At 76.6% G+C, this 24,120-nt stretch carries 22 protein-coding genes; 12 read left to right on the top strand and 10 right to left on the bottom strand.

All coding sequences use genetic code 11. The features are described from left to right. Positions 1-184 precede the first annotated feature (184 nt). The 3 genes from ACRYR9_RS11830 (at position 185) to ACRYR9_RS11820 (ending at position 3,346) form a co-directional block, all read left to right on the top strand. Positions 185-1,606: a sensor histidine kinase gene (locus ACRYR9_RS11830; RefSeq protein WP_432497486.1), complete on the top strand. Its 1,422-nt coding sequence runs from the start codon at positions 185-187 to the stop codon at positions 1,604-1,606. Further along, the gene (locus ACRYR9_RS11825; protein ID WP_432497483.1) at positions 1,603-2,319 is read left to right on the top strand and encodes a response regulator; all 717 of its coding nucleotides are present in this window, start codon (positions 1,603-1,605) and stop codon (positions 2,317-2,319) included. The genes ACRYR9_RS11830 and ACRYR9_RS11825 overlap by 4 nt, the downstream gene beginning before the upstream one ends. A gap of 130 nt (positions 2,320-2,449) precedes the next feature. Then, positions 2,450-3,346, top strand: a complete 897-nt coding sequence (locus tag ACRYR9_RS11820; RefSeq protein WP_432497481.1) for an SDR family oxidoreductase — start codon at positions 2,450-2,452, stop codon at positions 3,344-3,346. 69 nt (positions 3,347-3,415) lie between these two features. On the opposite strand, the gene ACRYR9_RS11815 is transcribed toward ACRYR9_RS11820, so the two are convergent. Next, positions 3,416-5,479: a S9 family peptidase gene (locus tag ACRYR9_RS11815; protein ID WP_432497479.1), complete on the bottom strand. Its 2,064-nt coding sequence runs from the start codon at positions 5,477-5,479 to the stop codon at positions 3,416-3,418. 36 nt (positions 5,480-5,515) lie between these two features. Then, positions 5,516-5,770, bottom strand: coding sequence for a hypothetical protein (locus tag ACRYR9_RS11810; RefSeq protein ID WP_432497477.1), 255 nt, complete (start codon positions 5,768-5,770; stop codon positions 5,516-5,518). A gap of 281 nt (positions 5,771-6,051) precedes the next feature. Here ACRYR9_RS11810 and ACRYR9_RS11805 point away from each other — a divergent pair, with 281 nt between their 5' ends. Together ACRYR9_RS11805 and ACRYR9_RS11800 are read left to right on the top strand one after the other, a co-directional pair. After that, a complete protein-coding gene (locus ACRYR9_RS11805; protein ID WP_432497474.1) occupies positions 6,052-6,876 on the top strand; it encodes an NAD(P)H-binding protein in 825 nt (274 codons plus the stop codon). Between the two features lie 67 nt (positions 6,877-6,943). Next, entirely contained in the window at positions 6,944-7,861 is a 918-nt protein-coding gene (locus tag ACRYR9_RS11800; protein ID WP_432497472.1) for an AraC family transcriptional regulator, read from the top strand. Between the two features lie 13 nt (positions 7,862-7,874). On the opposite strand, the gene ACRYR9_RS11795 is transcribed toward ACRYR9_RS11800, so the two are convergent. Continuing rightward, positions 7,875-8,504, bottom strand: a complete 630-nt coding sequence (locus tag ACRYR9_RS11795) for an AAA family ATPase (RefSeq protein WP_432497470.1) — start codon at positions 8,502-8,504, stop codon at positions 7,875-7,877. Between the two features lie 125 nt (positions 8,505-8,629). Here ACRYR9_RS11795 and ACRYR9_RS11790 point away from each other — a divergent pair, with 125 nt between their 5' ends. Next, a complete protein-coding gene (locus ACRYR9_RS11790; protein WP_432497468.1) occupies positions 8,630-9,157 on the top strand; it encodes an AMIN-like domain-containing (lipo)protein in 528 nt (175 codons plus the stop codon). 11 nt (positions 9,158-9,168) lie between these two features. On the opposite strand, the gene ACRYR9_RS11785 is transcribed toward ACRYR9_RS11790, so the two are convergent. The 3 genes from ACRYR9_RS11785 to ACRYR9_RS11775 all read right to left on the bottom strand — a co-directional run bounded on the left by ACRYR9_RS11785 (position 9,169) and on the right by ACRYR9_RS11775 (position 13,076). After that, positions 9,169-9,630, bottom strand: a complete 462-nt coding sequence (locus ACRYR9_RS11785; RefSeq protein ID WP_432497465.1) for a VOC family protein — start codon at positions 9,628-9,630, stop codon at positions 9,169-9,171. 91 nt (positions 9,631-9,721) lie between these two features. Then, positions 9,722-11,326 (bottom strand): gluconokinase, encoded by a 1,605-nt coding sequence (locus ACRYR9_RS11780; protein ID WP_432497463.1) that lies wholly within the window; start codon positions 11,324-11,326, stop codon positions 9,722-9,724. A gap of 142 nt (positions 11,327-11,468) precedes the next feature. Further along, a complete protein-coding gene (locus ACRYR9_RS11775) occupies positions 11,469-13,076 on the bottom strand; it encodes a methyl-accepting chemotaxis protein (RefSeq protein ID WP_432497461.1) in 1,608 nt (535 codons plus the stop codon). A 118-nt stretch (positions 13,077-13,194) separates the two neighbouring features. On the opposite strand from ACRYR9_RS11775, the gene ACRYR9_RS11770 reads away from it, so the two are divergent. The 3 genes from ACRYR9_RS11770 to ACRYR9_RS11760 are packed head-to-tail and all read left to right on the top strand — an operon-like array spanning position 13,195 to position 16,613. Next, on the top strand, positions 13,195-14,976 hold the full coding sequence (locus ACRYR9_RS11770) for a DNA polymerase (RefSeq protein ID WP_432497458.1): 1,782 nt from the start codon (positions 13,195-13,197) through the stop codon (positions 14,974-14,976). A gap of 15 nt (positions 14,977-14,991) precedes the next feature. Then, positions 14,992-16,119 carry a TerD family protein gene (locus ACRYR9_RS11765; RefSeq protein ID WP_432497456.1) on the top strand — a complete coding sequence of 376 codons (1,128 nt, stop codon included), beginning with the start codon at positions 14,992-14,994 and terminating at the stop codon, positions 16,117-16,119. A gap of 26 nt (positions 16,120-16,145) precedes the next feature. Continuing rightward, the gene (locus ACRYR9_RS11760; RefSeq protein ID WP_432497453.1) at positions 16,146-16,613 is read left to right on the top strand and encodes an SRPBCC family protein; all 468 of its coding nucleotides are present in this window, start codon (positions 16,146-16,148) and stop codon (positions 16,611-16,613) included. A gap of 23 nt (positions 16,614-16,636) precedes the next feature. Here ACRYR9_RS11760 and ACRYR9_RS11755 read toward each other — a convergent pair whose 3' ends face one another. Next, a complete protein-coding gene (locus ACRYR9_RS11755; protein ID WP_432497450.1) occupies positions 16,637-16,933 on the bottom strand; it encodes an antibiotic biosynthesis monooxygenase family protein in 297 nt (98 codons plus the stop codon). 215 nt (positions 16,934-17,148) lie between these two features. Between ACRYR9_RS11755 and ACRYR9_RS11750 the strand changes: the two genes are divergently transcribed. Further along, positions 17,149-17,622 carry a SigE family RNA polymerase sigma factor gene (locus tag ACRYR9_RS11750; protein WP_432497448.1) on the top strand — a complete coding sequence of 158 codons (474 nt, stop codon included), beginning with the start codon at positions 17,149-17,151 and terminating at the stop codon, positions 17,620-17,622. After that, positions 17,615-18,535 (top strand): hypothetical protein, encoded by a 921-nt coding sequence (locus tag ACRYR9_RS11745; RefSeq protein WP_432497445.1) that lies wholly within the window; start codon positions 17,615-17,617, stop codon positions 18,533-18,535. Before ACRYR9_RS11750 ends, ACRYR9_RS11745 begins: the two co-directional genes overlap by 8 nt. A gap of 53 nt (positions 18,536-18,588) precedes the next feature. Here the strand turns inward: ACRYR9_RS11745 and ACRYR9_RS11740 are convergent, their stop codons facing one another. Beyond that, positions 18,589-20,763 (bottom strand): SpoIIE family protein phosphatase, encoded by a 2,175-nt coding sequence (locus tag ACRYR9_RS11740; protein WP_432497443.1) that lies wholly within the window; start codon positions 20,761-20,763, stop codon positions 18,589-18,591. Between the two features lie 108 nt (positions 20,764-20,871). After that, positions 20,872-21,159, bottom strand: a complete 288-nt coding sequence (locus ACRYR9_RS11735) for a hypothetical protein (RefSeq protein WP_432497441.1) — start codon at positions 21,157-21,159, stop codon at positions 20,872-20,874. A gap of 98 nt (positions 21,160-21,257) precedes the next feature. Here ACRYR9_RS11735 and ACRYR9_RS11730 point away from each other — a divergent pair, with 98 nt between their 5' ends. Beyond that, positions 21,258-21,845 (top strand): hypothetical protein, encoded by a 588-nt coding sequence (locus tag ACRYR9_RS11730; RefSeq protein ID WP_432497439.1) that lies wholly within the window; start codon positions 21,258-21,260, stop codon positions 21,843-21,845. Positions 21,846-21,989: 144 nt separating this feature from the next. Here ACRYR9_RS11730 and ACRYR9_RS11725 read toward each other — a convergent pair whose 3' ends face one another. Beyond that, positions 21,990-24,095 carry a calcineurin-like phosphoesterase C-terminal domain-containing protein gene (locus ACRYR9_RS11725; RefSeq protein ID WP_432498074.1) on the bottom strand — a complete coding sequence of 702 codons (2,106 nt, stop codon included), beginning with the start codon at positions 24,093-24,095 and terminating at the stop codon, positions 21,990-21,992. Positions 24,096-24,120 lie beyond the last annotated feature (25 nt).

Genomic DNA, 24,120 nt, shown 5'->3' with positions numbered 1-24,120 from the left:
CCCCCCCCCCCCCCCCCCCCCCCCCCCCCCCCCCCCCCCCCCCCCCCCCCCCCCCCCCCCCCCCCCCCCCCCCCCCCCCCCCCCCCCCCGCGGGGTTGAGCAGGGAGGGGGTGCGACGGAGGTCGGGTGCCGCGCGCAACCTTCGGGGGACGGCCCCCCGCCGGGGGGTACCTACGCTGTGGGAGTGAGCGCCGCCCCGCCGCCGGCCGCGCCGGCCGTCCCGCCGGTGCGCGACCCCCGCGTCGCCCGCTGGCCCTTCGCCCCGCGCCTGCGCGACGTGCTGGCGATCGTCCTGTCGCTGCCGGTGGTGCTCGTCTGGTTCTCCGCCAGGGTCGAGGGTCCGGCCCCCTCCGTCCAGGGCGGCTTCGCCGCCGCCCCGCTGGACCCGTCGCACGTGGGCGCCGCGGACGTGGTGGCGCTGGTGGTGGCGCTGGGTTCCTGCGCCGCGCTGTGGTGGCGCCGGCACCACCCGGTGGCCGTCGCGGTCGTCACCGTCGTCGTGGCACTGGTGATCGCCTTCGACGGGGCGATGTTCTTCGCGCTGCTCACCCTGGCGGTGCGCCGGCGCGATCGGCTGCTGGTGCTGCTGGCGGTGGTGGGGTTCGTCGCCTCGGCCACGGCCGCGGTGCGCACCACGCTGGACGGCTGGGGGCTCTCGGCCTCCACCGCCGCCCTGGGCACGGCCCTGGTGGTGTTCGTCGGCGCCTACGTGGGCGCCCGCCGCGACCTGGTGTGCTCGCTGTGGGAGCGCGCCGAGCGCGCCGAGCACGAGCAGGTGCTGCGCGCCGAGCAGGCGCGCCTGGCCGAGCGCACCCGCATCGCCCGGGAGATGCACGACGTGCTGGCGCACCGCATCTCCCTGGTCGCCCTGCACGCCGGCGGGCTGGAGGTGCGCCCGGACGTGGGCCCCGAGCAGGTGGAGACGACGGCCGCGACGATCCGCGAGACCGCGCGCACCGCGCTGGAGGACCTGCGCCGCGTGCTGGGTGTGCTGCGCACCCCCGGCTCGGGCGTGAGCGGTGCGGTCGGGACGGCGGCCGCGGCGGCGGAACTGGCGCCGCAGCCCACCCTGGTGGACGTGCGGGCGCTGGTGGAGTCCAGCCGGGAAGCGGGGGTCAGCGCGGAGTTCCGCACCGACGTGCCGGTGCACGCGGACGTCCCGGCCGAGCTGGGCCGCACCGTGTACCGGGTGGTGCAGGAGGCGCTGACGAACGTGCACAAGCACGCGCCGCAGGCGCGCACGGTGGTGACGATCTCCGGGGAGGTGGGGCGCGAGCTGCTCGTGTCGGTGGTCAACGCCCGCTCCGGCGGGGAGGCGTCCGGGCTGCCGGGTGCCGGGTCGGGGCTGGTGGGGCTGTCCGAGCGCGTCGGTTTCGCCGAGGGCACGATCCGCAGCGGGCCCGAACCCGACGGCGGGTTCGCGGTGCGCGCGCAGCTGCCGTGGCCGCTGCCGGAGGGCGGGGCGCCCCGGCGGACCTCCGCCACGTGGACCCCGCCGGATGCCAGACTCACCCCCGCACCGGTGGCGGCCGGGCGCGGCGCGGACCGCGCGGCCCGGCCGCACGGCACCGGCACCCAGGACGACGGACGGAGAGCAGCACCGTGACCACCCCCGAGGGGACCCCGCAGGCCGCGAGCGGAACGGCCGGGACGCCGGCTCGGCCGACGCGGGTGCTGCTGGTCGACGACGACGCCCTGGTGCGCGCCGGTCTGCGGATGATCCTGTCCAGCGCCGAGGACCTCGAGGTCGTCGGCGAGGCGGAGAACGGTGCGCAGGCCGTGGAGGGCGTGGCCGCGCACCGCCCCGACATCGTCCTGATGGACGTGCGCATGCCCGTGATGGACGGCCTGAGCGCCGCGAAGGCCATCACCGCCCGCCCGCAGGCGCCGGCCGTGGTGATGCTGACGACCTTCGACCTGGACGAGTACGTGTTCCAGGCGCTGCAGGCGGGGGCCACCGGGTTCCTGCTGAAGGACACCCCGCCGCGCGAGCTGGTCGCGGCGGTGCGGGTGGTGGCCGCGGGCGAGGCGATGCTCTCGCCGACGGTGACGCGCCGGCTGGTGGGGCACTACGCCGCCGACGCGGTGAACCCGCGCCGCCGCGAGGCCGCCGAGCGCCTGCAGCTGCTGACCGAGCGCGAGCGCGAGGTGCTCGGCGCGGTGGGCCGGGGCCTGTCGAACGCCGAGATCGGCCGGGAGCTGTTCATGAGCGAGGCGACGGTGAAGACGCACGTGTCGCGGCTGCTGACGAAGCTGGAGGCGCACAACCGCGTGCAGGTGGCGATCGTCGCGCACGACGCGGGGCTGCTGGACGGCTGAGGCACCCGCGGGCCGGCGCGAGGCGCACGGGACGCGCATGGGACGCGCGACGGTGGGTAGTTCCCGAGCGTGCACGGGGGACGGCTGCGAGAACGCGGCCGCCCCCGCCGACGCCCACCGAGGAGAGACCGTGGCCGAGGACCAGACCACCCCGCAGGACCCCACCTCCCAGCACGCCCAGCCCGACAACGAGGGCGAGCAGATCGCGCACCCCGGTCGCACCGGGGACCTGCGCGACGAACCCGACCACGGCGAGGAGTCGTACCGGGGCAGCGGGCGCCTGGAGGGCAAGAAGGCCGTCATCACCGGCGGCGACTCCGGCATCGGCCGCGCCGTGGCCATCGCCTTCGCCCGCGAGGGCGCCGACGTGCTGATCGTGCACCTGCCCGAGGAGGAGGACGACGCCCGCACCACCGTGGGCCACGTCGAGGCCGCGGGCCGCAAGGGCGTCGCGCTGGCCGCCGACATCCGCGAGGAGGACACCTGCCAGCAGATCGTCGACCGGGCCGTGCAGGAGTTCGGCCGCATCGACGTCCTGGTCAACAACGCCGCCTACCAGATGGCCCAGCCCGGCGGCATCGAGGACATCACCACCGAGCAGCTGGACCGCACGTTCAAGACGAACCTGTACGGGATGTTCTGGCTGACGAAGAAGGCCCTGCCGCACATGGGTGCCGGCTCCAGCATCATCAACACCGCCTCGATCCAGGCGTACCAGCCCTCCCCGCCGCTGCTGGACTACGCCACCACCAAGGCCGGCATCGTGAACTTCACCAAGGGCCTGGGGCAGATGCTGGCCGAGCGCGGGATCCGCGTGAACTGCGTGGCGCCCGGCCCGATCTGGACGCCGCTGATCCCGGCGACGATGCCGGAGGACAAGGTCGGCTCCTTCGGCGAGGACGTGCCGATGGGCCGCGCCGGGCAGCCCGCCGAGCTGGCCCCGGCGTACGTGTTCTTCGCCTCGCAGGAGTCCAGCTACATCACCGCCGAGGTCATCGGGGTCACCGGCGGCAAGCCGATCTCCTGACGCTCCCGGCCGCGCGGGCCCGCCGGGGCGTTCCCCGGCGGGCCCGTCGCCGGCCCGCGGCGGACCGGTTCAGCGCAGCAGGTCCGGCACCTTCAGCTCCACCCCGTGCACGTGGGTGGCCAGGAACGCGAACACCGTCTCGTACCAGAGGACCGCGTGCTGCGGGGTGAGCACCCAGTGGTTCTCGTCGGGGAAGTACAGGAACCGGTGGGGCAGCTCGGCGGGGTCGCCGTCCCAGTTCTCGTTGAGCGCCCACCACAGCGCCAGGCCCTCGCCGATCGGCACCCGGTGGTCGCGGTCGCCGTGGATGACCAGCACGGGGGTGGTGATGCCCGCCGCGTGCGCGGAGGGGTCGTTCGCGGCGACCATCGCGGGGGTCATCTCCCGCGCCCAGTACCAGGGGGCGTCGGTGGTGGCGCCGAAGCGCCCTAGCGACCACAGGGAGGCGTGGGTGACGATCGCCCGGAACCTGTCGGTGTGCCCGGCGATCCAGTTGGCCGCGTAGCCGCCGAAGGAGCCGCCCATCGCGGCGGTGCGCGTGGCGTCGAGGTCCTCGCGCTCCAGCGCGGCGTCGGTGACGGCCATGAGGTCGGTGCACGGCTCGGCACCCCACGCCCCCCACCCCCGAGCGAGGAAGTCCGCCCCGTACCCGGTGGACAGCCCCGGGTCGGGCAGCAGGACCGCGTACCCGCGCGCCACGGCCAGCCACGGGTTCCACCGCCACGACCAGGAGTTCCACGAGCTCAGCGGCCCGCCGTGCACCCACAGCAGCAGCGGGGCGGGGACCTCGGCCGAGGTGGTGGCGGGCAGCGCGAGCCAGGCGCGCAGCGCGCTGCCGTCGGCGGCGGTGGTGGTAACCTCGGTGAGGGTGCCGGGCAGTTCCACGGCCGGCGCGGGCCCGGGCAGGTGCTGCGGTTCCTGACCGGCGGTGCGGGCGTCCAGGCGCACCACGGCGGGCGGGGCGTCCACCGCGGAGCGCACCGCGTACACGTGCGCGCCGTCGGGCGAGACGCACAGGGAGCCGTAGGCGCCGTGGTCGCCGGTCAGCCGCGTCACCTCCCCCGTGGCGACGTGGACGCGGAACACCGGTGCGCGCCCGTGGTCGTCGGCGGCGAGGAACAGCTCGTCCGAGCCGGGCCCCCACTGCGGCTGCGCACCCCAGAAGTCCCGGCCCGGCACGACCTCGCGCACGCCCGAGCCGTCGAGGGCGACGAGCACGAGCCGCACCGACGGCGGGCGCTGCGGGGTGGAGCGGGACTCGGCGAGCGCGGCGACGTGGCGCCCGTCCGGTGAGACGGCGACGGCGCCGAACTCGCGCTGCGGGTCGTCGGCGAGCACCCGCACCGTCCCGTCGGCGGTGGAGATCGCCACCAGCCGCACGTGCTGGTCGCCCCGCGGTCGCGCGACGACCTCGGTGGTGACCAGTTCCGCCCCGTCGGGGGTCAGGGCGGCGGAGGCCTCGTGGTACCGCAGTCCGGGGGTGGGCGTCAGGTCCCGCCAGCGCAGCGTCTCGCGGGCCCCGGCCGCGGGTTCGGCGGCGGGCAGCTGCGCGGTGAGGAACCGGGGCTCGTCGGGGCCGAGATCGCTGTCCCAGTACCGGACGGGAACCCGTGCGTGCAGGACGGCGGTGACCTTGGCGTCCTTGCGCGCCTCGCGGCGGGCGGCGTCGGAGGTGGGGCCGTCCTCGGCGTCGTCGGCGCCGGGCATCGTCGCGGACGTGACGACGACGCGGTTCCCGGTGCGCGCCACCAGCGGCGCCGACACCCCGCCGGGCCGGGTGCCGGCGACGCGGGCCTCCCCGGTGGGCGGCAGCGCCCACAGCGCGGCGGGCGCGTCGTCGGTGGCGCCCGCGTCCGGGTCGGGGCGCGCGGAGGTGAACAGCAGGGTGCCGTCGGGGGCGAACACCGGGGAGGACTCCGCGGCGCTGCCGCGGGTGAGGCGACGGGCGGGACGCTGCCCGGCGGGGTCCACCTCCCACAGGGCCCCGCGCCAGGCGGTGGCGTCGCGGGTGAGGGTCGCCACCGTCGTCACCAGCCGGGTGCCGTCGGCGGACAGCACCAGGCCCGCCGTGCGGGGCAGGGCGACGAAGGCGTCGAGGTCGGCGAACGGGGTGGCGGTGGGGCTGTCGGCCATGCCCCGTTCTACCGCCTCGGGCGGGTCCGGGCGGGCTCAGGCGGGGCGGAAGACCGCGCGCGGCGCCCCGGCGGGCGCGAGCTCGGGGCTCAGGACTCCGGTGGTGCTCTCACCGCGGTGCAGCGGCGCGACGTAGCGGGCCCCGCCGCTGCGGTCCAGGACCTGGTGGGCGACGTCACCCGTCACCGGCGAGACCGGTGCGGTGCCGGTGCCGACGGCGGGCAGCAGCGCGATGCCGGCCGCGGCGGCGGCCGTCGCGGCGAGGCCGAGGGCGAGGCGGTACGGGGTCATGCCGTTCTCCTTGCGCCGATCGGGTGACGTGACCGTGGTGTCGGCACCGCACCGCACCCCCTTGAGCCCCTCCCCGCCCCACCCCCCTCTTCCCCGCGGTGATCTTGCGAGCGTGAATGCTCAACCGTGCGAGATCACCGCGGGTGGTGGGGTGGGCTGGACGCGCATGGGGGTGACGCGTGCGCGCATGGCCGCCGGCGGAGCCGCAGCGGTGGACTGGGCACGGCCCCGCAGCGGGGCCGGAACCCACCGCGGCGCGGGCCGCGTCAGGAGGAGCAGAGATGTTCGTCGTCATCGGAGGCACCGGGAAGACCGGCCGCCGCGTCGCGGAGCGGCTGCGCGCGCGGGGCGAGGACGTCCGCGTCGCGTCGCGCTCGACGGCCCCGCGGTTCGACTGGCAGGACCCCTCGACGTGGGCGGCGGCCCTGGCCGGCGCGCAGGCCGCCTACGTCACCTACCACCCCGACCTCGCGTTCCCGGGAGTCCCGGAACTGGTCGAGGAGTTCTGCGCCACCGCCCGCACGGCGGGCGTGCGCCGCGTCGTGCTGCTGTCCGGCCGCGGCGAGGAGGGCGCGGTGGCCAGCGAGGAAGCCGTGCAGCGCTCCGGGCTGGAGTGGACCGTGGTGCGCTGCAACTGGTTCAGCCAGAACTTCTCCGAGAGCTTCTTCCTGGGGCCCGTGCGCGCCGGGGTGCTGTCGATCCCCGCCGGGGAGGCCGTCGAGCCGTTCGTGGACGCCGACGACATCGCGGACGTGGCGACCGCCGCGCTGACCCGCCCCGGGCACGCCGGTCGGGTGCACGAGCTGTCCGGACCGCGCCTGCTCGGCTTCGACGACGTCGCGCGGGAGCTGTCCGGCGCCACGGGCCGGCAGGTCCGCTACGAACCCGTCACCCGCGCCGAGTACGTCGCGGAACTCCAGCGCGAGGGCCTGCCCGGCGACTTCGCGGACCTGTTCACCCTGATCCTGGACGGGCGCAACGCCTCGGTGACCGACGGGGTGGAGCGGGTGCTGGGACGGGCGCCGAAGGACTTCTCCGCGTACGCCCGCGAGGCGGCCGCGAGCGGGGTGTGGAACCCCGTGCCCGCCGGCGTCCCGGTCGGCTGAACCCCTCGCGGTGCACGGGCCCCCGACGTCGCCGCGGCGGACCAGGGCGTGCCCTACCGTCGGCGTCGTGGAGTCGCTGGGGTGGTTCGACGGCCCGCGCGCCCGTGACGCCTTCGTGCTGCGCGTGGTGATGGGACCGCCGTGGTCGATCCGGGTGGTGGACGAGGCCCCGCTGACGGCCGTGGCGCTGCTGGCCGGGACGGCGTGGGCGATCGGTTCCCGCGGGGCGGTGGCGATGTCGGCCGGCGACGTGCTGCTGGCCCGCGACACCGAGCCGTACGCGCTGGCCAGCGCGCCCGGCGCCCCGCCGGGTGCCGTGATCGGCGCCGGGCAGTCGTGCTCGGCCGCCGACGGGCGCGACCTGTCGCCCGGCTGGAGCTCGGGGGTGCGCACGTGGGGCAACGACCCCGCGGGCCGGGACGTCATGGTGGTGGGCACGTTCCGCAGCCGCGGCGAGGTGGGGCGCCTGCTCACCGCGACGCTGCCGCCGAACGTGGTGGTCCCCGCCCCGGACCCGGAGCTGCTGCCGCTGCTGGCGCGCGAGGTGGAGCGCGACGCCGCCGGGCAGTCCGCGGTCCTGGACCGGTTGCTGGACCTGCTGCTGATCGCCACCCTGCGGCGGTGGTCGGCGTCGGGCCCCGGCGCGGCCGGCGCGGCGGCGGCCCCCTCCCCCGACCCGGTCGTGCACGCCGCCGTGCAGGCCCTGCACGCCGAACCGCAGGCGCCGTGGACGCTGGACGCGCTGGCCCGCCGAGCGGGGGTCTCCCGCTCCGCCCTGACCCGCCGGTTCACGCAACGGGTCGGGACACCGCCGATGACCTACCTGGCGAACTGGCGCCTGGCGCTGGGCGCGGACCTGCTGGACGACCCCGGGCTCACCCTGGCGGCGATCGCGCGGCGCGTCGGCTACGGCTCGCCGTTCAGCTTCAGCGCCGCGTTCAAGAAGCGCTACGGCGTCAGCCCGCAGCGGCACCGCTCCCGCTGAACCCCGGTCCCCCTCAGCCCAGGCGCACGTGCCGCAGCGCGGTCCAGCGCCGCTGCAGCCCGCCGCGCACCCGCCCGGCGGTCGGGCGCAGGTCCACCCCGCACAGTTCGGCGACGCGCTCGGCGACCTGCGCGACGTCCAGCTCGTCGGTGTCGAGGTGCTCGGCGAACTGCGCACCCCGCAACCGCTGCAGGCAGTGCTCCACCCGGGCGAGCGCGAACGACTCCCCCGGCGCGAACCCCGACCGGGCGGTGGCGGCCGCGAGGGTCCGCCCGAGAGCGCGCCCGCGCAGCCGCCGCCGCACCGTGTCCGGGCGCGCCAGGAGCGCGACGTGCCGCACGTCGTGACCGCGGCGGCGCAGCTCCCCGACGGTCTGGTCGAGGAACTCCGGTTCGACCACGGTCATCGGGACCAGGACGACGCCGTCCCAGCGCGAGGCGGCCAGGTCCAGGACCTCCACGACACCGGTGCGCCAGGCGGGCAACTCCTGGAAGTCCCCGCGCAGGGACGGCGGCAGGGTGCGGTGCAGCCCGTACCCGACGTGCTCGGGGTCGCACACGACGCTGCCGGGGAGCCTCCGGTGCAGCTCGTGCGCGGTCTGCGTCTTGCCGCCGCCGAACGGGCCGTTGATCCACACCAGCACCCCGTGCACGCTACGCCGGGACCCCCCGTCCCCCGCCCGCCCGTTCGACACGCCCCGCGCCCGGGGGGACGATGGGACCGGGCGGCCGGACGGCACGGTGCCGTCCCCGCAGGGAGGAGGCCGCGATGCAGCGGTCAGCGGCACTGGCGTCCCTGCTCCTGGGCTCGGCCCTGGTGGGCCTGGCCCCACCGGCGTCGGCGGTGGCGAGCTGCGGGTACGCGTGGGGTTCCCTGCCGGAGAGCGCGCCGTCGGTGCACCACGCGGAGGTCGTGGACGTGCGCGCGGGTTCGCACCCGTGCTTCGACCGGCTCGTGGTGGACCTGCGCGGCAGCGGCGACGGGTACTTCGTGCGCTACGTCGACGCGGTGAACCAGGACGGGTCCGGCAGGCCCGTCCCGGTGACCGGGGGCGCGCGCCTGGAGGTGGTCGTGGTGGAACCCCTCGCCGTGCCGGCGGCGCTGCACCTGACCGACGGCGACCTGCCGGACGTGAGCGGGCACCGCACGTTCCGGGACCTGGTGTGGGCGAGCTCGTTCGAGGGGCGGACGACGTTCGGGCTGGGCGTGCGGGCGCGGTTGCCGTTCCGGGTGTTCACCCTGGACGGGCCGGCGGGGGGTTCCCGGGTCGTCGTGGACGTCGCGCACCGCTGGTGAGGCGACCGGGGTCAGCGCGCGGTGCCGTCCGCCGCGGCCTCCAGCTCGGCGACCACCAGGCGGCGCATGCCGAGCATCGCCTGGACGGCGCGGCCGGCCCTGGCCGGGTCGGGGTCGGCCCGCAGCTCCAGCAGCCGCCGCGGCACGATCTGCCACGAGACGCCCCACCGGTCCGTGAGCCACCCGCACCTGCTCTCCTCACCGCCCTCCAGCAGCGCGTCCCAGTACCGGTCCACCTCGGCCTGGTCGTCGCACAGCACCTGGATCGAGAACGCGGGGCTGAGGGCGTACCCCGGTCCGCCGTTGAGGATCACGTAGTCGCGGCCGTCGAGGGAGAACTCGACCACGAGCGGGGACCCGTCCGGGCCGGGTGAGACCGAGGTGACGGACGAGTTCGGGAAGAGGGACGCGTAGTGCTGCGCGGCGGCCAGGCCGTCGCGGTCGAACCAGAGGCAGGGCAGGGTGGTGGGCACGGTGGCTCCTCGTCGGTGCTCAGGGTTCCGCTGACGAGGGGTGGACCGCCGGCGGCGCGGGAACTCACCGCCCGCGCCGCCGGTCCTGCGCTCAGTCCTGCTCGAGCTCCGGCTCGCCCGCGCCTGCGGCCGGTCCGGCGTCCTGCCCGGCCGGTTCCGCCGTGAACTCCCGCAGCGCCCGGAACGTCGGCCCCAGCGCGTCCGTCAGCGAGGCGAACACCGGCCGCAGCCGGGCGTGGACGGCGGCGTCGGCCGCGCCGGGTTCCACGACCTCGCCGATGCGGACCTCGCGGCGGGCGGCCTCGACCATGTCGAGGTTCCCCAGCGCGTGGTGGCCGACGAGGGCGGCGCCGAAGCTGGAACCCTCCTGCCCGCCGGCGGCGAACGACAGCGGCCGGCCCAGGACGTCGGCGAGCAGCTGCCGCCACACCCGGCTGCGGGCGAAACCCCCCGTGGCGCGGATCTCGGCGATCTCGGAGCCGGCGTCCTCCACGGAGTCGGCGACGAGGGCGAGCTGCTGGCACACCCCCTCCAGGGCGGCGCGCACGACGTGCCCGCGCCCGTGCCGGCGCTGCAGGCCGACGAGCACGCCGCTGGTCACGGCGCTCCACTGCGGCGCCCGCTCGCTGAGCAGGTGCGGCAGCATCAGCAGCCCCTCCGCCCCGGCGGGCACGCCGGCGGCCAGGTCGATGAGGGACTCCTCGGGCGCCTCGCCGAGCTCGCCCGCCACGAACGACAGGTCCGGGGTGAGGGTCTCCGCCAGCCAGCGCAGCACCACGCCGCCGTTGGTGGTGGCGCCGCCCACCACCCACAGGTCGTCGGTCAGGGAGTAGCAGAACGTGCGCCCGGCCGCGTCCACGCGCGGTGCGCGCGCGGCGACCCGCAGGGCCCCGGAGGTCCCGATGGACAGCGCCGCGGTGCCCGGCACGACGGCACCGACGCCGAGGTTCGCCAGCGGTCCGTCGGCGCCGCCGGCGAACACGGGCGTGCGGGCCGGCAGGCCCAGCTCCTGCGCGGCGGTCGCGGTGAGGGTTCCCGCCAGCGCCGTCACCGCCACCACGGGCGGCAGCTGCACGGGGCTGACGCCCGCCACGCGCAGCGCGTCGGCGGACCAGTCGCCGGTGGCCAGGTCCACCATCCCGGTGGCCGAGGCCGTGGAGCGGTCGGTGACCCACCGCCCCGTCCAGCGCCGCACCAGCAGGTCCTTGACCTGCACCCAGGTGCGGGCGGCGGCGAACAGCTCCGGCTGGTGCCGCTGCAGGTGCACGAGCTTCACCAGCGGCGACATGGGGTGCACGGGGGTCCCGGTGGCCCGGTGCAGGGCGCGGCCGAGGTCGGTGGGCCGCAGCTCCTCGGCCTCCTCGGTGGCGCGGGTGTCGGCCCAGGTGATGACCTGCGTGAGCAGCTCGTCGCGCGCGCCCAGGCCCACGAGGGAGTGCATCGCGGAGCTGAAGGAGATCCCGGCGACGGTGCAGCCGGCGGCGTCCGCGCGGGCCGCGGCGTCGCGGGTGGCGCGCACCGCCGCGCGCAGCACGTCCTCGGCGCCGAGCTCGACGTGCCCGGGGGCGGGTTCGCGCAGGGAGTACCCGGCGCCGGCGGAGGCGCGCTCGCGGCCGGCGGCGTCGAAGGCGACGACCTTGGTGGACGTGGTGCCCAGGTCGACGCCCAGGACGACGGGGGTGTTCTGCTCGGGCATCGGTCCTCCGGTCGTGGGGGGACCCGGCCGCCCGGAGCGGACCGGGGCGCCGCGCACGGGCGCGGCGCCCCCATGATGCCCGCCGCGCCCGCCCGCGCGACGGGCCCCCCGGGACCCGCCCGGGGCCCGGACCTCCGGCCGATCAGAGGCGGAAGGCGCCCACCGACTCGCGCAACCGCCCGGAGGTCTCGCGCAGCGCCTCCACGGAGGTGCGCACCTGCTCCAGGCTGGAGCGGTCCGCGGCGCTGGCGCCCGCCACGGCGGAGAGCACCCCGGCGATCTCCTGGGTACCGCTCGCCGCGCCGGCCACCGTGCGGGCCAGCTCACCGGTGGTCGCGGTCTGCTCCTCCACCGCGGCCGCGATGGTGGCCTGGTGGTCGTCGATGCGGGCGATGATCTCGGCGATGCGGCCGATGGTGGTGGCCGCCTCGGAACTGCCGCGCTCGATGGCGGCGACCTTGCGGGTGATGTCCTCGGTGGCGCTGGCGGTCTGCTGCGCCAGGTCCTTGACCTCCCCGGCCACCACGGCGAACCCCTTGCCCATCTCCCCGGCGCGGGCCGCCTCGATGGTGGCGTTCAGCGCCAGCAGGTTCGTCTGCTCGGCGATGGCGGTGATGGTGCCCACGACGCTGGCGATCGCACGGGTCGCCTCGCCCAGCTCGGCGACGGTGGTGCGGGTCGTCTCGGCGGCCTCGACGGCCTCGCGGGCCACCGACGCCGACTGCGCCATGCCGGAGGAGATCTCGTTGATGGCCGCGCCCAGCTCGTCCGCGCCCGCGGCGATGGTGGACACGTCCGCGGAGACCACGTCCGCCGAGCGGGACGCCCGGTCGGTGTCACCGGCGGTGCGCTCGTTGGCGGCGGACAGCTCCTGCGAGCGCCCGGCCAGCTCGTCGGCCATCCCGGCGACCTCGCGGGCGCTGCCGGCGACCTCGCCGACGGTGCGGCGGGTGGCGGTCACGGCGGCCTCCAGGGCCTGCGCCATGTCGCGGAACTCGTCGCCGCCGTCGACGACGGGGGCGACGGTCAGGTCGCCCTCGGCGACGCGGTGCAGGTCGGCGACGCTGCGGCGCAGCGGGCCGACGACGCTGCGGGTGAGGACCACCAGCAGCAGCACGGTCAGGACGGCCGCGGCGACCAGCGCGGTGAGGACGAGGGTGCGGCTGCGGGCGGCGGCGGCGTCGGCCGCCGCGGCGGCGGCGGTGGCGCGAGCGTCCACGGACGCGGCCAGCTCCTGCGTGGCGGTCAGCATGTCGGCGTAGGCGACGAAGCCGACCTCCAGGACCTCGGCCTCGGCGGCCACCACGTCGCCCGCCCGGTACAGCGCCACGGCGCGCTCGTCGGAGGCGAAGTAGTCGTCCCACAGGGAGGCGACCTGCTCGGCGAGCTCGCGCTCGGCGTCGGTCATCAGGGCGGTGGGCGCCGCGGCCAGGGCGTCCTGCAGCTCGGCCTTGGACGCCAGGAACCCGGCGCGGTTGGCGGAGGAGTCCTCCACGGCCTCGGGCAACCCGATGCGGCGGGCGTCCCACGCGTAGGCGGCCTGCCAGCCGCTGACGTCGGCGTCCCAGAAGCGCTGCCCGTCGACGAAGCGCAGCAGCTGGGTCATCTGGCGCTGCTCGGCGAGCGAGCGCGACTGCGCGGAGATGCTGGCCAGCGCAGTGGCACCGGTGACCACGAGCAGGGCCAGCACGATCCCGAAGGCGAGAGCGAGGCGCGTGCCGACGCGGAGGCGGCGCAGCAGGGACGACATGGGGGACGACCTTCCGTGGACCCGTGAGACGGAGCGGGTCCTCCTCCATCGGCGCTCACCGGGGCCGTCTTGAGGCGCGCGCGGCGGGTGTGTCCGCCCCGACGGGCAGGATGACCGCGTGGACGCCGCCTCGGACCTCGCCGGTGCGCTGCACCGGGTGGGCGCGCGCACCGGTGAGCCCCTGGGGCTGGTCGTGGTGCCCGGCCTGGGGGTGGGCCTGGCCGCGGCCGGTGGCCCGCTGCCGCTGCCGGGCGAGCCGGCCGAGCTGGTGCGCCGGGTGGAGCGGGGCCTGGCGCCGCGGTGGACGTGGTGGTCGGCGGCGGGCACGGCGGCCCCGCTGGTCGCCGGGGGCGTGCACCTGGCCCGCTGCCACGACGTGGCGGCCGTGCACCGGCTGCTGGTGGGCGGCTCGCGCGACGACCCGGGCGCGGCGTGGGCGGCGGCGCACGGCCTGCCCGAGCCGCCGCCGCCCGCGCAGCACCGCGAGGCCGCGCACGGCACGGGGCTGCTGGACCTGGACGGCACCCTGGCCGGTGACGCCGGCCCGGTCGGCGAGGACGGCCGGCTCACCGCGGGCTGGACCGAGGGCCGCGCGTTCGGCCCGGACGCCGAGCCCGCCGAGCGGCTGCAGCGGGCGGCGCGCTGGGCGGTCCTCGCCCTGCACACCGCCGCCGGGCAGCAGCGGGCCCTGGCCGCTCGGCCGGACCCGCGCCCGCACCCGGCGCCCCCGCCGCTGCCGGTGCAGACGGCGTGGAGCGAGTCGGCGGCGGCGCTGCTGGCGGTGGAGCTGGAGCGCACGGGCCTGCCGGTGGACCGCGCCACCGCGCAGGCGGTCGTGGTCGCCGAGGTCGGCCCGCGCCCGGACGGCCCGGCGGCGGAGGCGGCCGCGCGCGCCGCGCGGGACGCCCCGGTGCGCGAGCTGCTGGGGCCGGTGGACCTGCGCAACCCCGCCCAGGTGCTCACCGCGCTGCGGCAGCTGGGTTTCGACGTGCCGGACACGCGGGCGTGGCGGCTGGAGCGGTTGCGCGGTGCGCACCCGGTGGTGGAGGCGCTGCTGCGCTGGCGGCGGGCGGAGCGGCTGGCCACCACGTACGGCCACGGGTGGCTGGAGCACCACGTCGGCGCCGACGGCCGGCTGCGGGGGGCGTGGTCGGCCTCCGACGGCGGGGGCGGGCGGATGACCGCGCAGGCGGGGCTGCACAACCTGCCCGCCGAGCTGCGTCCCGCGGTGGCGGCCGAGCCCGGGCACGTGCTGGTGCGCGCCGACCTGGGGCAGGTGGAGCCGCGGGTGCTGGCGGTGCTGTCCGGCGACGCGGGCCTGGCGGCCGCCACCCGCGACGACGACCTGTACGCGCCCGTTGCCGCCGCCCTGGGCGCGGACCGCGCCACCGCGAAGGTCGCCGTCCTGGCGGCGATGTACGGGCAGACGTCCGGTGCGGCCGGGGAGGCGCTGCGGCGCATGGAGCGCGCCTACCCGGCGGCGCTGGCGTTCCTGCGCGCCGCCGAGGAGGACGGCCGCGCGGGACGGGACGTGTCCACCTGGGGCGGGCGCCCGGTCCGGGTGGGCAGCGCGGACCTGCCGGAGGAGGCGCGGGCCGTGCGGGGGCGCTTCGCCCGCAACGCCGTCGTGCAGGGCACCGCGGCGGAGCTGTTCAAGGCGTGGGCGGCGGCGGTGCGGGCCGGTCTGGCCACCGGGGGCGGTGCGCACGCCGGCGGTGCGGGGCGCGTCGTGCTGTGCCTGCACGACGAGCTGCTGCTGCACGTCCCGGAGCCGGACGCGGACGCGGCGGCGGACCTGCTGCGCTCGGCGCTGGAGGCCACCGCGCGGAGGTGGGCGGGTGGCGGGGTGCGCTTCGTCGCGGACGTCGCGGTGGTGCGGCGGTGGTCGGACGCGAAGTAGCGGCAGGATGGCGCCATGGCGACGCGGCTGACCAAGGGGTCCAACACCGAACTGCCCACCGCGCCCGTGCGGGCCGTCCTGGGCTGGGACTCCGGGCCCGGCGTGCCGGACGTCGACACCAGCGCCCTGCTGCTGACGGGTGCGGGGAAGGTCCGTTCCGACGACGACTTCGTGTTCTACAACCAGCCCGTCCACCCCTCCGGTGCGGTGCGGTACGGCCGCGACGGCGCGGTGGAGGTGGACCTGCCCGCCGTGGAGGCGCAGGTGGAGCGGGTGGTGCTGGCGGCGTCCGCGGACGGCGGCACGTTCGGGCAGGTCCCCGGCCTGCACCTGCGGGTCCTGGCGGCGGACGGCGCGGAACTGGCCCGGTTCGACGTGCCCGAGGCGGGGCCCGAGACCGCGTTCGTCGCCGGGGAGCTGTACCGGCGCGGGCCGGGGTGGAAGCTGCGCGCGGTGGGGCAGGGCTACGACAGCGGCCTGGCGGGGCTGGCCACGGACTTCGGCATCACGGTGGACGACGAACCCGCTCCCGCAGCTGCGGAACCTGCACCGGAGCCCGCCCGCACCCCGCTGAACCTCGACAAGGGCCGCGTGTCCCTGGTGAAGGACCAGACGGTGTCGCTGGTGAAGACCGGCGCTCCCCCGCTCAGCGCCGTCACTCTGGGCCTGGGCTGGGACCCCGCCGCGCGCGGCCGCAGCATCGACCTGGACGCCTCCTGCATCGCGTTCGACGCCCGGGGGAAGAACCTCGCCACGGTGTGGTTCATGTCCAAGGACGCGTTCCGCGGTGCGATCACCCACAGCGGTGACAACCTCACCGGCGCCGGTGAGGGTGACGACGAGCAGATCCGCGTGCGCCTGGGCGACCTGCCCGCCGACGTGCACGCGCTGGTGTTCACCATCAACTCCTTCGGCGGGCAGCGGTTCACCGCCGTCAGCCGGGCCTTCTGCCGCCTGCTGGACATCGGCGGGGCGGAACTCGTGCGCTACGAGCTCAGCGACACGCAGGACACCACCGCCGTCCTCATGGCGGCCGTGGTGCGCGACGGGGCCGCGTGGTCGATGCGCGCCCTGGGCGAGTTCCGCTCCGGCCGCACGGTGCGCAAGCTGGTGGACCCGGCGCGGGAACTGCTGTTCGGGTAGGCCGGTGCTCCTGGGAGGATCGGCCCGTGGACAGCCTGACGCACTCCGCCTCGCTCGTGGTCCGCTCCTCCCCCGAGGCGCTGTACGACCTCGTCTCCGACGTGACCCGCACCGGCGAGTGGAGCCCGGTGTGCACGGGCTGCCGGTGGGACGAGGGGACCCCGGGGCAGGTGGGGTCCTGGTTCACCGGTCGCAACGAGGTGCCCGGCCGGGTGTGGGAGACCCGCAGCCGCGTGGTCGCCGCCGACCGCGGCCGGGAGTTCGCCTTCGTCGTCGGCGGCGACCGGGTGCGGTGGGGCTTCACCTTCACCCCCGTGGACGGGGGCACGCTCCTGACGGAGTCGTGGGAGTTCCTGCCCGCGGGGCTGGCGTTCTTCGCCGAGCGGTACGGGGCGGACGCGCAGCGGCAGGTCGAGGACCGGACCCGTGCCGCGCACGAGGGCATCCCCGCGACCCTGGCGGCCGTCGCCCGCACCGCCGAGGCCGCCGGCTGAGGCGGGCGAGGCGGGGCGGCGGCTCAGGCCCGGGCGACCTCGGTGAAGTGCTCCACCACGGGGAACGGGTCGTAGAAGCGGTGCAGCAGCGCCTTCCACTCCTGGTACCGCGCCGAGCCGCGGAAACCCTCGGTGTGGTCCTCGAGGGTGTTCCACTCCACGAGCAGCAGGTACGTGCCGGGCCGTTCCAGGCAGCGCGACAGGCGCAGCGACCGGAACCCCGGCATCGAGGAGATGGTGCCGCGCGCCCGGTCGAACGCCTCCTCGAAGGCGTCCTCCTGCCCGGGCCGGACGTCCAGCAGCGCGTGTTCCAGGACCACCGGGGCACCCTCCCACGACGCGCCCGCAGGAAGTCGCCGGGACCGTGCAACGCCCGGGCCGCGGGCCGCGTCGTCCAGGTGTGGCTCCCTCCGACGACGGCACCCGCGCGGTCCCCGCGCGGCACCCGCGGCTGAGGGACCGCGCCGGTCGCGGTGGGGAGGGAGGGGACCCCACCGACGGCCGGGGGCCGGGGGTGTGGGACCTGGAGTCCCTCGTGGCGTGGAAGGGACCGCAGCTGGTGCGCCTGGCGCGCGCCCTGCTGCGCGACCCGCACCAGGCCGAGGACGTCGTGCAGGACGTCCTGGCCACGTGCGTGCTGAAGTGGTCGCGCATCGAGGCCGTGGACGACCCCTCCGCGTACCTGAACCGGATGGTCGTCAACGCCGTCACCTCGCTGCGCCGCAGGCCCTGGCGGCGCGAGCAGGCCAGCGACCCGGCCGACCTGCCCGAGCTCGCCGTCCCCGACGCCTCCGGCGGGCACGCCGAGCGCCAGCGCTGCCTGGCGCTGCTGCGGCGGCTGCCGGACCGCCAGCGCGTCACCCTCGTGCTGCGCCTGTACGAGGGGATGCCGGACGAGGAGATCGCCGAGCTCCTGGACTGCTCCACCGTCACCGTGCGCAGCAACGCCCACCGCGGCCTGGCGACGCTGCGCCGGCTCATCGCCGAGGAGGGGGACGACCGTGCGTGACGAGCGCGACCTCGAGGACCTGCTGCGCACCGCCCTGGAGCAGGACGTGCGCACCGGCGCGGTGGACGAGAGCGCCCTGACCACCGGCACCCGCACCCGCATCCGCATCCGGCACCGCCGCCGCCGCGCGACCTGGGCGGTGGCGACCCTGGCGGCGCTGGCCGCCGTCCCGCTGACCGTGCAGGTGCTGCCGGACGGCGCGGTGCGCACCAGGCCGGCGGCGAGCCCCACCGCGAGCCCCACCCAGCGCTCCACGGGGGCTCCGCCCACGCTCGCCGCGCCCACCCCTGCCGCGTCCACCCCCGCCGTGACCACGCCCGCCGTGACCACGCCCGCCGTGCCCTCGACCCCGCTGCCGACGACCGCGCCCGCCGACCCGGGCGCCGTCGCCTACGCCGTCCCGGACCTGCCCGGGCTCGTCGCCGCCCTGCCCGCCGGGCAGGTGCTGCTGCTGGACCTGGGGCAGTACGCGAAGAACCCCACCGTCGCCGGGCAACGCTGCGGTGAGACGCCCCTCGACCCGCCGCAGATCGCCGGGCGGCAGTGGGGCTGGGCGCAGGAGGACTCCAACCGGCTGGACCAGACGTCCGTGGAGGTGGTCGTCACCGGCTGGGCGCCCGGCACCGGGCCGGAGGCCTTCGCCCACCTCGTCGCGAACGACTCCCCCACCTGCGGCTTCAGCGAGGACCTCACCCGCACCACCGTGGACGTCCCCGGCGCCGACGAGACGTGGGCGGCGCGCTGGGAGTCGAACGGCACCCCCGTCACCGCGGGCGCCGCCCGCGTCGGCGACCTCGTCGTGGGCGTCACGGTGAACGACCCCGACGTGGACGGCGACGCGGACGTGGCGCGGGTGCTCACCGCCGCCGTCGCCGACCTGCGCGGCAGCAGCCTCGCGGCGACGGCCCCCTGACCCGCCCCCACCTCCCGGTGATCATGCACGGTCGAGCATTCGACTGTGCATGATCACCGAAGGGTGGGGGTGGGGGTGGGGCGAGGGGGGTGACCGGGCCGGTCCTGCGGGTGCAGGTGCACCGCGATGACCGCCACGTCGTCCTCCTGCTGCTCCGGCAGCATCCGGGCCAGCAGCCCGTCGCACAGCGCGTCCAGGTCGCCCCCCTGCGCGGCCAGTTCCGCCAGGGTGCGGCGCAGCAGCTCCAGGCCCGCGTCGAGGGACTGCCCGCGCCGCTCCACGAGACCGTCCGTGTACAGCAGGACGGTGCTGCCGAGCTCCAGCACCTCGGAGAACTCCTCGCGGGGGGCGTCCGGCAGGACGCCGAGCAGCAGGTCGGCGTGCTCGCCGCTCAGCACCCGCACGCGCCCACCGGGCGTGAGGACCATCGGCGGCGGGTGACCGGCGCTGGACCAGCGCACCCGCGTGGTGCCCGCCGGCAGCGTCCCGTCGTGCTCCAGGCGCGCCACGACGGCGGTGGCGGTGGTGTCCACCCGCAGCGTGTGCACGACCCGGTCGACGGTGCGCAGCACCTCGGCGGGCGCTCCCCCGCCGGCCGCGGCGATCCCGCGCACCAGGGTGCGCACCTGGCTCATCGCGGCGGCGGCCTGCGTGTCGTGGCCCACCACGTCACCGATGACGAGCACCGTGGCGCCGTCGGGCTGCAGGAACGCGTCGTACCAGTCACCGCCGACCTGCGCCGCCTGCGCCGCCGGCTGGTACCGGGCCACGACCTGCAGGTGGTCCGGTTCGGGCAGCGCCGTCAGCAGGGACCGCTGCAGGCCCTCGGCCAGCTCGCGCTGCTGGCGGTACAGGCGCGCGTTGTCCAGCACGATGCCGGCCCGGGCGCCGACGTGCTCGACGGTGACGAGGTCGTCGGCGCTGAAGTCGCCGCGCTCGGCGCGGTTGGCCAGCGAGAGCATCCCCACCGGGCCCTCGCGCCCGGTCAGCGGCAGCACCACCACCGACTCCGGGGCCAGCAGCGCCAGCTGCTCGCGCACCGGGCCGGGCGGCAGCATCGCCTGCACGGCGGCCGTGGCACCGCTGTGCAGGGACTGCGGCCGGCCGGTGGTCATCGCCCGCACCACGACCGTGTCGTCGGTGAGCAGGCGCAGGCGGGCGTGCGCGTACTCCTCGAGCACCGGCTGCAGCGCGGGGTCGCGGTGGCAGGCGGCGGCGTCGCGCAGGCCGCGGCGGGTGCCCGCCTGGTGGGTGTCGTCGACGAGGGTGACGATCGCCCAGTCCGCCAGCGCGGGCACCACCAGCCGCGCCAGCCGGCGGGCCGCCTCGTCGTTGTCCAGCGTGCCGGTCAGCTCGGCGGTGATGCGCCCCAGCAGTTCCGTGCGCCGCGCCGCCCGCGCGGACTGCTGCTGGGCGCGGCGCTGCTCCGTGACGTCGAGGAAGTACACCGCCAGGCCCTCGCCGGTGCGCCAGGCGCGCACCTCGTACCAGGTGTCCAGGGGCGCGGGGTAGTGGGCGTCGAACGTCACCGTCTCGCCGCGCTCCATCGCACGGCGGTAGTTCACCTCGAAGTCGCTGCCGGGGGCGGCGGGGAACAGGTCCCACACCACCCCGCCGAGGAGCTCGTGGCGCTCGCGGCCCAGCACCCGCTCGGCCTCGGCGTTGACGTACGTGAACCGCCAGGAGGTGTCCAGCGAGAAGAACGCCGTGGACATCGACTCCAGCACCCGCGTCACCCGCGCCTCGGCCTCGCGGTGGGCGCTGACGTCCCACGCCGCCCCCAGCACCCGCACCGCGACGCCGCGCTCGTCGCCCAGCGCGCGGCCGCGGGCACCGATCCAGCGCACGTCCCCGCCCGGCAGCACGATCCGGTACTCCGCCGCGAACCTGCCGCAGGCGGCGATCGCCGCTTCGAGGTCGGCGCTGACGCGCGGCAGGTCCTCCGGGTGCAGGCGCTCGTCGAACGCCTCGATGGTGCTGACGAGGGCGGCCGGCCCGTAGCCGAACAGCTCCACCAGCCGCTCGTCCCACGACAGGGTGCCGTCGACGAGGTCCCAGTCGAAGGTGCCGACGCCGGCGGCCTCGATGGCAAGCTCCAGCAGCTCGCGCCGCGCGTCGCCGTCGGCGACGCGCCCGGCGTCCGGCGGCGGCGGCAGCGGGCTGGGGGCGCTGGCCACGTTGCGGGCCCCGCCCTGCTCCCCGGTGGGGACCTCGACGCGCTCCGACACCCGGCCTCCTCGTCCCCGGGCGCGGCTGCACCCACCCCGGTCAGTCTCCCCCACTCCCCCGGGCCGCGCGGACCGCGGTCGGGGGCGCGGGTCCGCCCGGCACGCCGCTCAGGGCCGGGGGTCGGTACGCTCCCACCGGCGCCCGGTGCGCTGCCGGCGCGGGGTGGTGGCCGCCACGCACTTCGGGCACACCCAGCGCACCGCGTCGGCGCTGCCGCCGGTGACCGGGTCGGTGTCGGAGAAGTCCACGTGCGGGAAGCGCCCCAGCCCCGCCCGGCGCAGCGGCACCCCGCAGGCGGTCTGGTTCTGACCGGGTTCCCAGGCGTGCACCTCCCCCGCGGGCAGCCGGCTGCCCTCACCGGCGTCGTACGTCCCGCTGGCCGCCACCTTCACCACGCACCTCCGCACCCCCCGCGCCCCGGATCCACGTGTGAACGGCGCGCCGCGGGGCAGGGGAAGGGCAACGACACCACCGTCTCCCCCTGGAGGTACCCGTGAGCACCAGCGACAACCGCTACGTCACCCAGGCCGTGCACGACCTCGCCTCGGCCCTGTGGTTCGGCGGGTCCGTGATGGGCGTCGCCGGCGTCAACAAGTCCGGCAGCGACCTGGCCGCCGGCTCCGACCGCATCGAGGTCGCCGCCTCCGCGTGGCGCCGCTTCCAGCTGGCGCAGTGGGGCGGCATCGCGACCGTCCTGGTCACCGGCTCCGCGCTGACCGCCGCCAGCGGCCACCGCGTGGCGGCGCAGAAGGGCTACGGCGGCGTCGGCGCCCTGAAGGTCGGTCTCGTCCTCGGCGGGGCGGTGGCCACCGCGTACGCGGCGTACGCCGGCCGCAAGATCGCCCAGGCCTCGGACGCCGCCGAGCAGCGCGGTGAGCCGGTGAGCGTGAAGGACGCCACGCTGCCCACCGCGAACACCCCGGCGGACCTGGCGAAGTGGCAGGGCCGCCAGCGCGTGGCGCAGTTCGTGGTGCCCCTGTTCGCGGGCGGCAACATCTTCTGCAACGCCTACCTGACGCAGTCCTACCGCTTCGGGCAGACCGCCAAGGGCGTCATCGCGCGCCTCAACCCCGTCTCCTGACCCCACCCCCTCCCCGCGGAAACCAGTGTTTCCGCCCTGAGGGACGCCCTTCCCGGGGCGGAAACACTGGTTTCCGCGAGGGGGAGGACGCGCGGGCGCCCAGCACCCCCTGGCGGGGTGCGGGGCGCCGTGCGTGCGGGGGGCTCAGCCCTCGGAGTCCTCGAAGACCTCCGTGCGGAAGTCCTGGCGCGGCAGTTCCGCGCGGACCTCGAAGGTGTGGGTGTCGGTGTACTGCCGGCCCGCGACGTCGGTGGCGGTCACCTCGGCGGTGTGCACGCCCTCGGTCAGCCCGGCGGGCAGCCGGTACTGCCAGATGTGCGTGGCGCGGTCGGCGAGGTTGTTCCCCGGCTGCGCCGGCCCGGGGCCGTACTCGCTGCCGCCGTACAGCTCGAAGCCCTGGGCGTACTCGTTGCCCGAGGTGCTCTCGAAGCCGAAGCGGGCCACCTGCAGCTGGCGGGTGGCGGCGGCCGGGTCGGCGAAGCGGGCGCCGGTGTTCGGCGCCTCGCCCTCGGCCTGCTGGGTGCGGGTCGCCGGCTGCGGGTCGCCGCCGTCGATGGAGACGGACACCTCGGTGTCGCTGGAGCCGTACCAGACGTTCGCGGTCAGGAACGTGTCCTGCGACAGGTCGCCGGGGGTCACCAGGCCCGGGTCGCCCAGGTCGTTGACGTTCACCGGCGGCACCGCGTCCCACCGGCCGGCCTCGCGGGCCTCGGCGAAGGTGACGAGCTGCGTGAACCAGTCGCGCCAGCGCGGGGAGTTCAGCGACAGCGCCATCTGCTCCTGCGCGTCCTCGCCGATGACGTGGAAGGTGTCGGTGAACTCGCTGTCGTCGACGTCGAGCGTCAGGAACCCGGGGCGGGCGCCGTCGCGCTGCAGCGCCATGGGGCGGCCCTCGACGCCGAGGTCGCCGGAGTACCAGTCGCCGCTGGGGGCGCCGGCGACGACGTGCGGGAACGGCAGTTCCGTGACGCCGACGGCCTCTTCCCACCCGGCGTAGCTGTCGCCGGTGAGCATGCGCTCGGTGGAGTGGGTGTGCCCGGACACCGACAGGGCGGGGCGGCCCTCGAGCAGCTCGTACATCTTCAGCACGTCGGCGGTCTGGTGCTTCGTGGAGGTGGCGTCGGCGAAGGACACCATCGGGATGTGGGTGGCGACGACGACGAGCTTGTCCTCCGGGACCGTCGCCAGGTCGGCCTGCAGCCAGTCCAGCTGCTCCTGGCCGAGCACGCCGGAGTAGGAGGGCGAGCCCTCGGGGTCCGCGCAGTGCGGGCGGGTGCCGTCCGCGTCGTCCTCCGGCCCGCAGGGGTACTTCACGTTGTTCATGACGACGTAGTGGACGTCGGCCACGTCGTAGGAGTACGTGGTGGGGCCGAGTTCGCGCTTGAAGGTGTCGAAGGAGTGCTCGGGGTCGGTGGAGTCGAAGTCGATGTCGTGGTTGCCGGGCACGAACCGCAGCGGCAGGCCCGAGGCGCCCAGCACCTCCTTGATGCGCGGGTACAGCCCCAGGTCGTCGCCGGCGACGTCGCCGAGCATGAGCGCTCCGCACTCGACCAGGCGCTGCTCCTCGCTCTGCTCCTGCTCGTCGCGCTGCAGGCCGACGAGGTCGGCCACGAGGCCGTCGCGGGCGAAACCGAGCTCACGGCCGCTGTAGGTCTGGACGTCGGCGAGGATCGCGCACCGCGCCTGCGCGTCCTGCGCCTGCTCGTCGCCGCGCACGATCGGGAAGTTCACCGCCGACGGCAGCGGCCCGGTGGGCGCCAGGCCGCCGAAGCGCAGCTCGGGGGAACCGGCGGGCAGGTGGTGGTAGTGGAACTGCGCGACGCCGTTCGCGTCGACGGGGACCCGCCAGCCGGACGGCTGGGTGACGAACGCGGTCATGCCGTCGAACACGGGCAGTTCGTAGCGGCCCTGCTCGTCGGTGCGGACGACGTCGCGGCCGTTGGAGACGGCGACGCCGGCGACGCCCTCCTCGCCGTCGCTGCGGCCGTCGCGGTCGGAGTCCTCGAACACGGTGCCGCGCAGGGTGTTCGCGTCGCTGCGCAGGGTCTGGGGCGAGGAGCCGACCTCGCGGACGACCTCGACGGAACCGACGTAGCGCTCGGGTTCGGCGGTCGCGGGGGCGACAGGCGCGGCGGCGGAGGTCTCCAGCGAGGCGGTGAGGGCGCTCGCGCCGACCAGCGCGACCGCGGCGGCGGCCAGGGTGCGGCGCCGGCGGGACTGGGTCCCGGGCAGGGGGGAGAGGGTGCTCATGGCGGTGGGGTGGCCTTTCGTCGGC

The sequence above is a fragment of the Kineococcus auxinigenes genome (assembly GCF_050871525.1).
Lineage (GTDB): Bacteria > Actinomycetota > Actinomycetes > Actinomycetales > Kineococcaceae > Kineococcus.
This window is presented reverse-complemented; position numbering and strand designations above follow the sequence as displayed.

What these genes read in the sequence shown, in the direction of transcription:
- ACRYR9_RS11790 (WP_432497468.1), top strand. Translation starts at nt 8,630, where the DNA reads ATGCAGCGGTCAGCGGCACTGGCGTCCCTGCTCCTGGGCTCGGCCCTG.
- ACRYR9_RS11815 (WP_432497479.1), bottom strand. Translation starts at nt 5,479, where the DNA reads ATGGCCGACAGCCCCACCGCCACCCCGTTCGCCGACCTCGACGCCTTC.
- ACRYR9_RS11725 (WP_432498074.1), bottom strand. Translation starts at nt 24,095, where the DNA reads ATGAGCACCCTCTCCCCCCTGCCCGGGACCCAGTCCCGCCGGCGCCGC.
- ACRYR9_RS11805 (WP_432497474.1), top strand. Translation starts at nt 6,052, where the DNA reads ATGTTCGTCGTCATCGGAGGCACCGGGAAGACCGGCCGCCGCGTCGCG.
- ACRYR9_RS11780 (WP_432497463.1), bottom strand. Translation starts at nt 11,326, where the DNA reads ATGCCCGAGCAGAACACCCCCGTCGTCCTGGGCGTCGACCTGGGCACC.
- ACRYR9_RS11765 (WP_432497456.1), top strand. Translation starts at nt 14,992, where the DNA reads ATGGCGACGCGGCTGACCAAGGGGTCCAACACCGAACTGCCCACCGCG.
- ACRYR9_RS11810 (WP_432497477.1), bottom strand. Translation starts at nt 5,770, where the DNA reads ATGACCCCGTACCGCCTCGCCCTCGGCCTCGCCGCGACGGCCGCCGCC.
- ACRYR9_RS11775 (WP_432497461.1), bottom strand. Translation starts at nt 13,076, where the DNA reads ATGTCGTCCCTGCTGCGCCGCCTCCGCGTCGGCACGCGCCTCGCTCTC.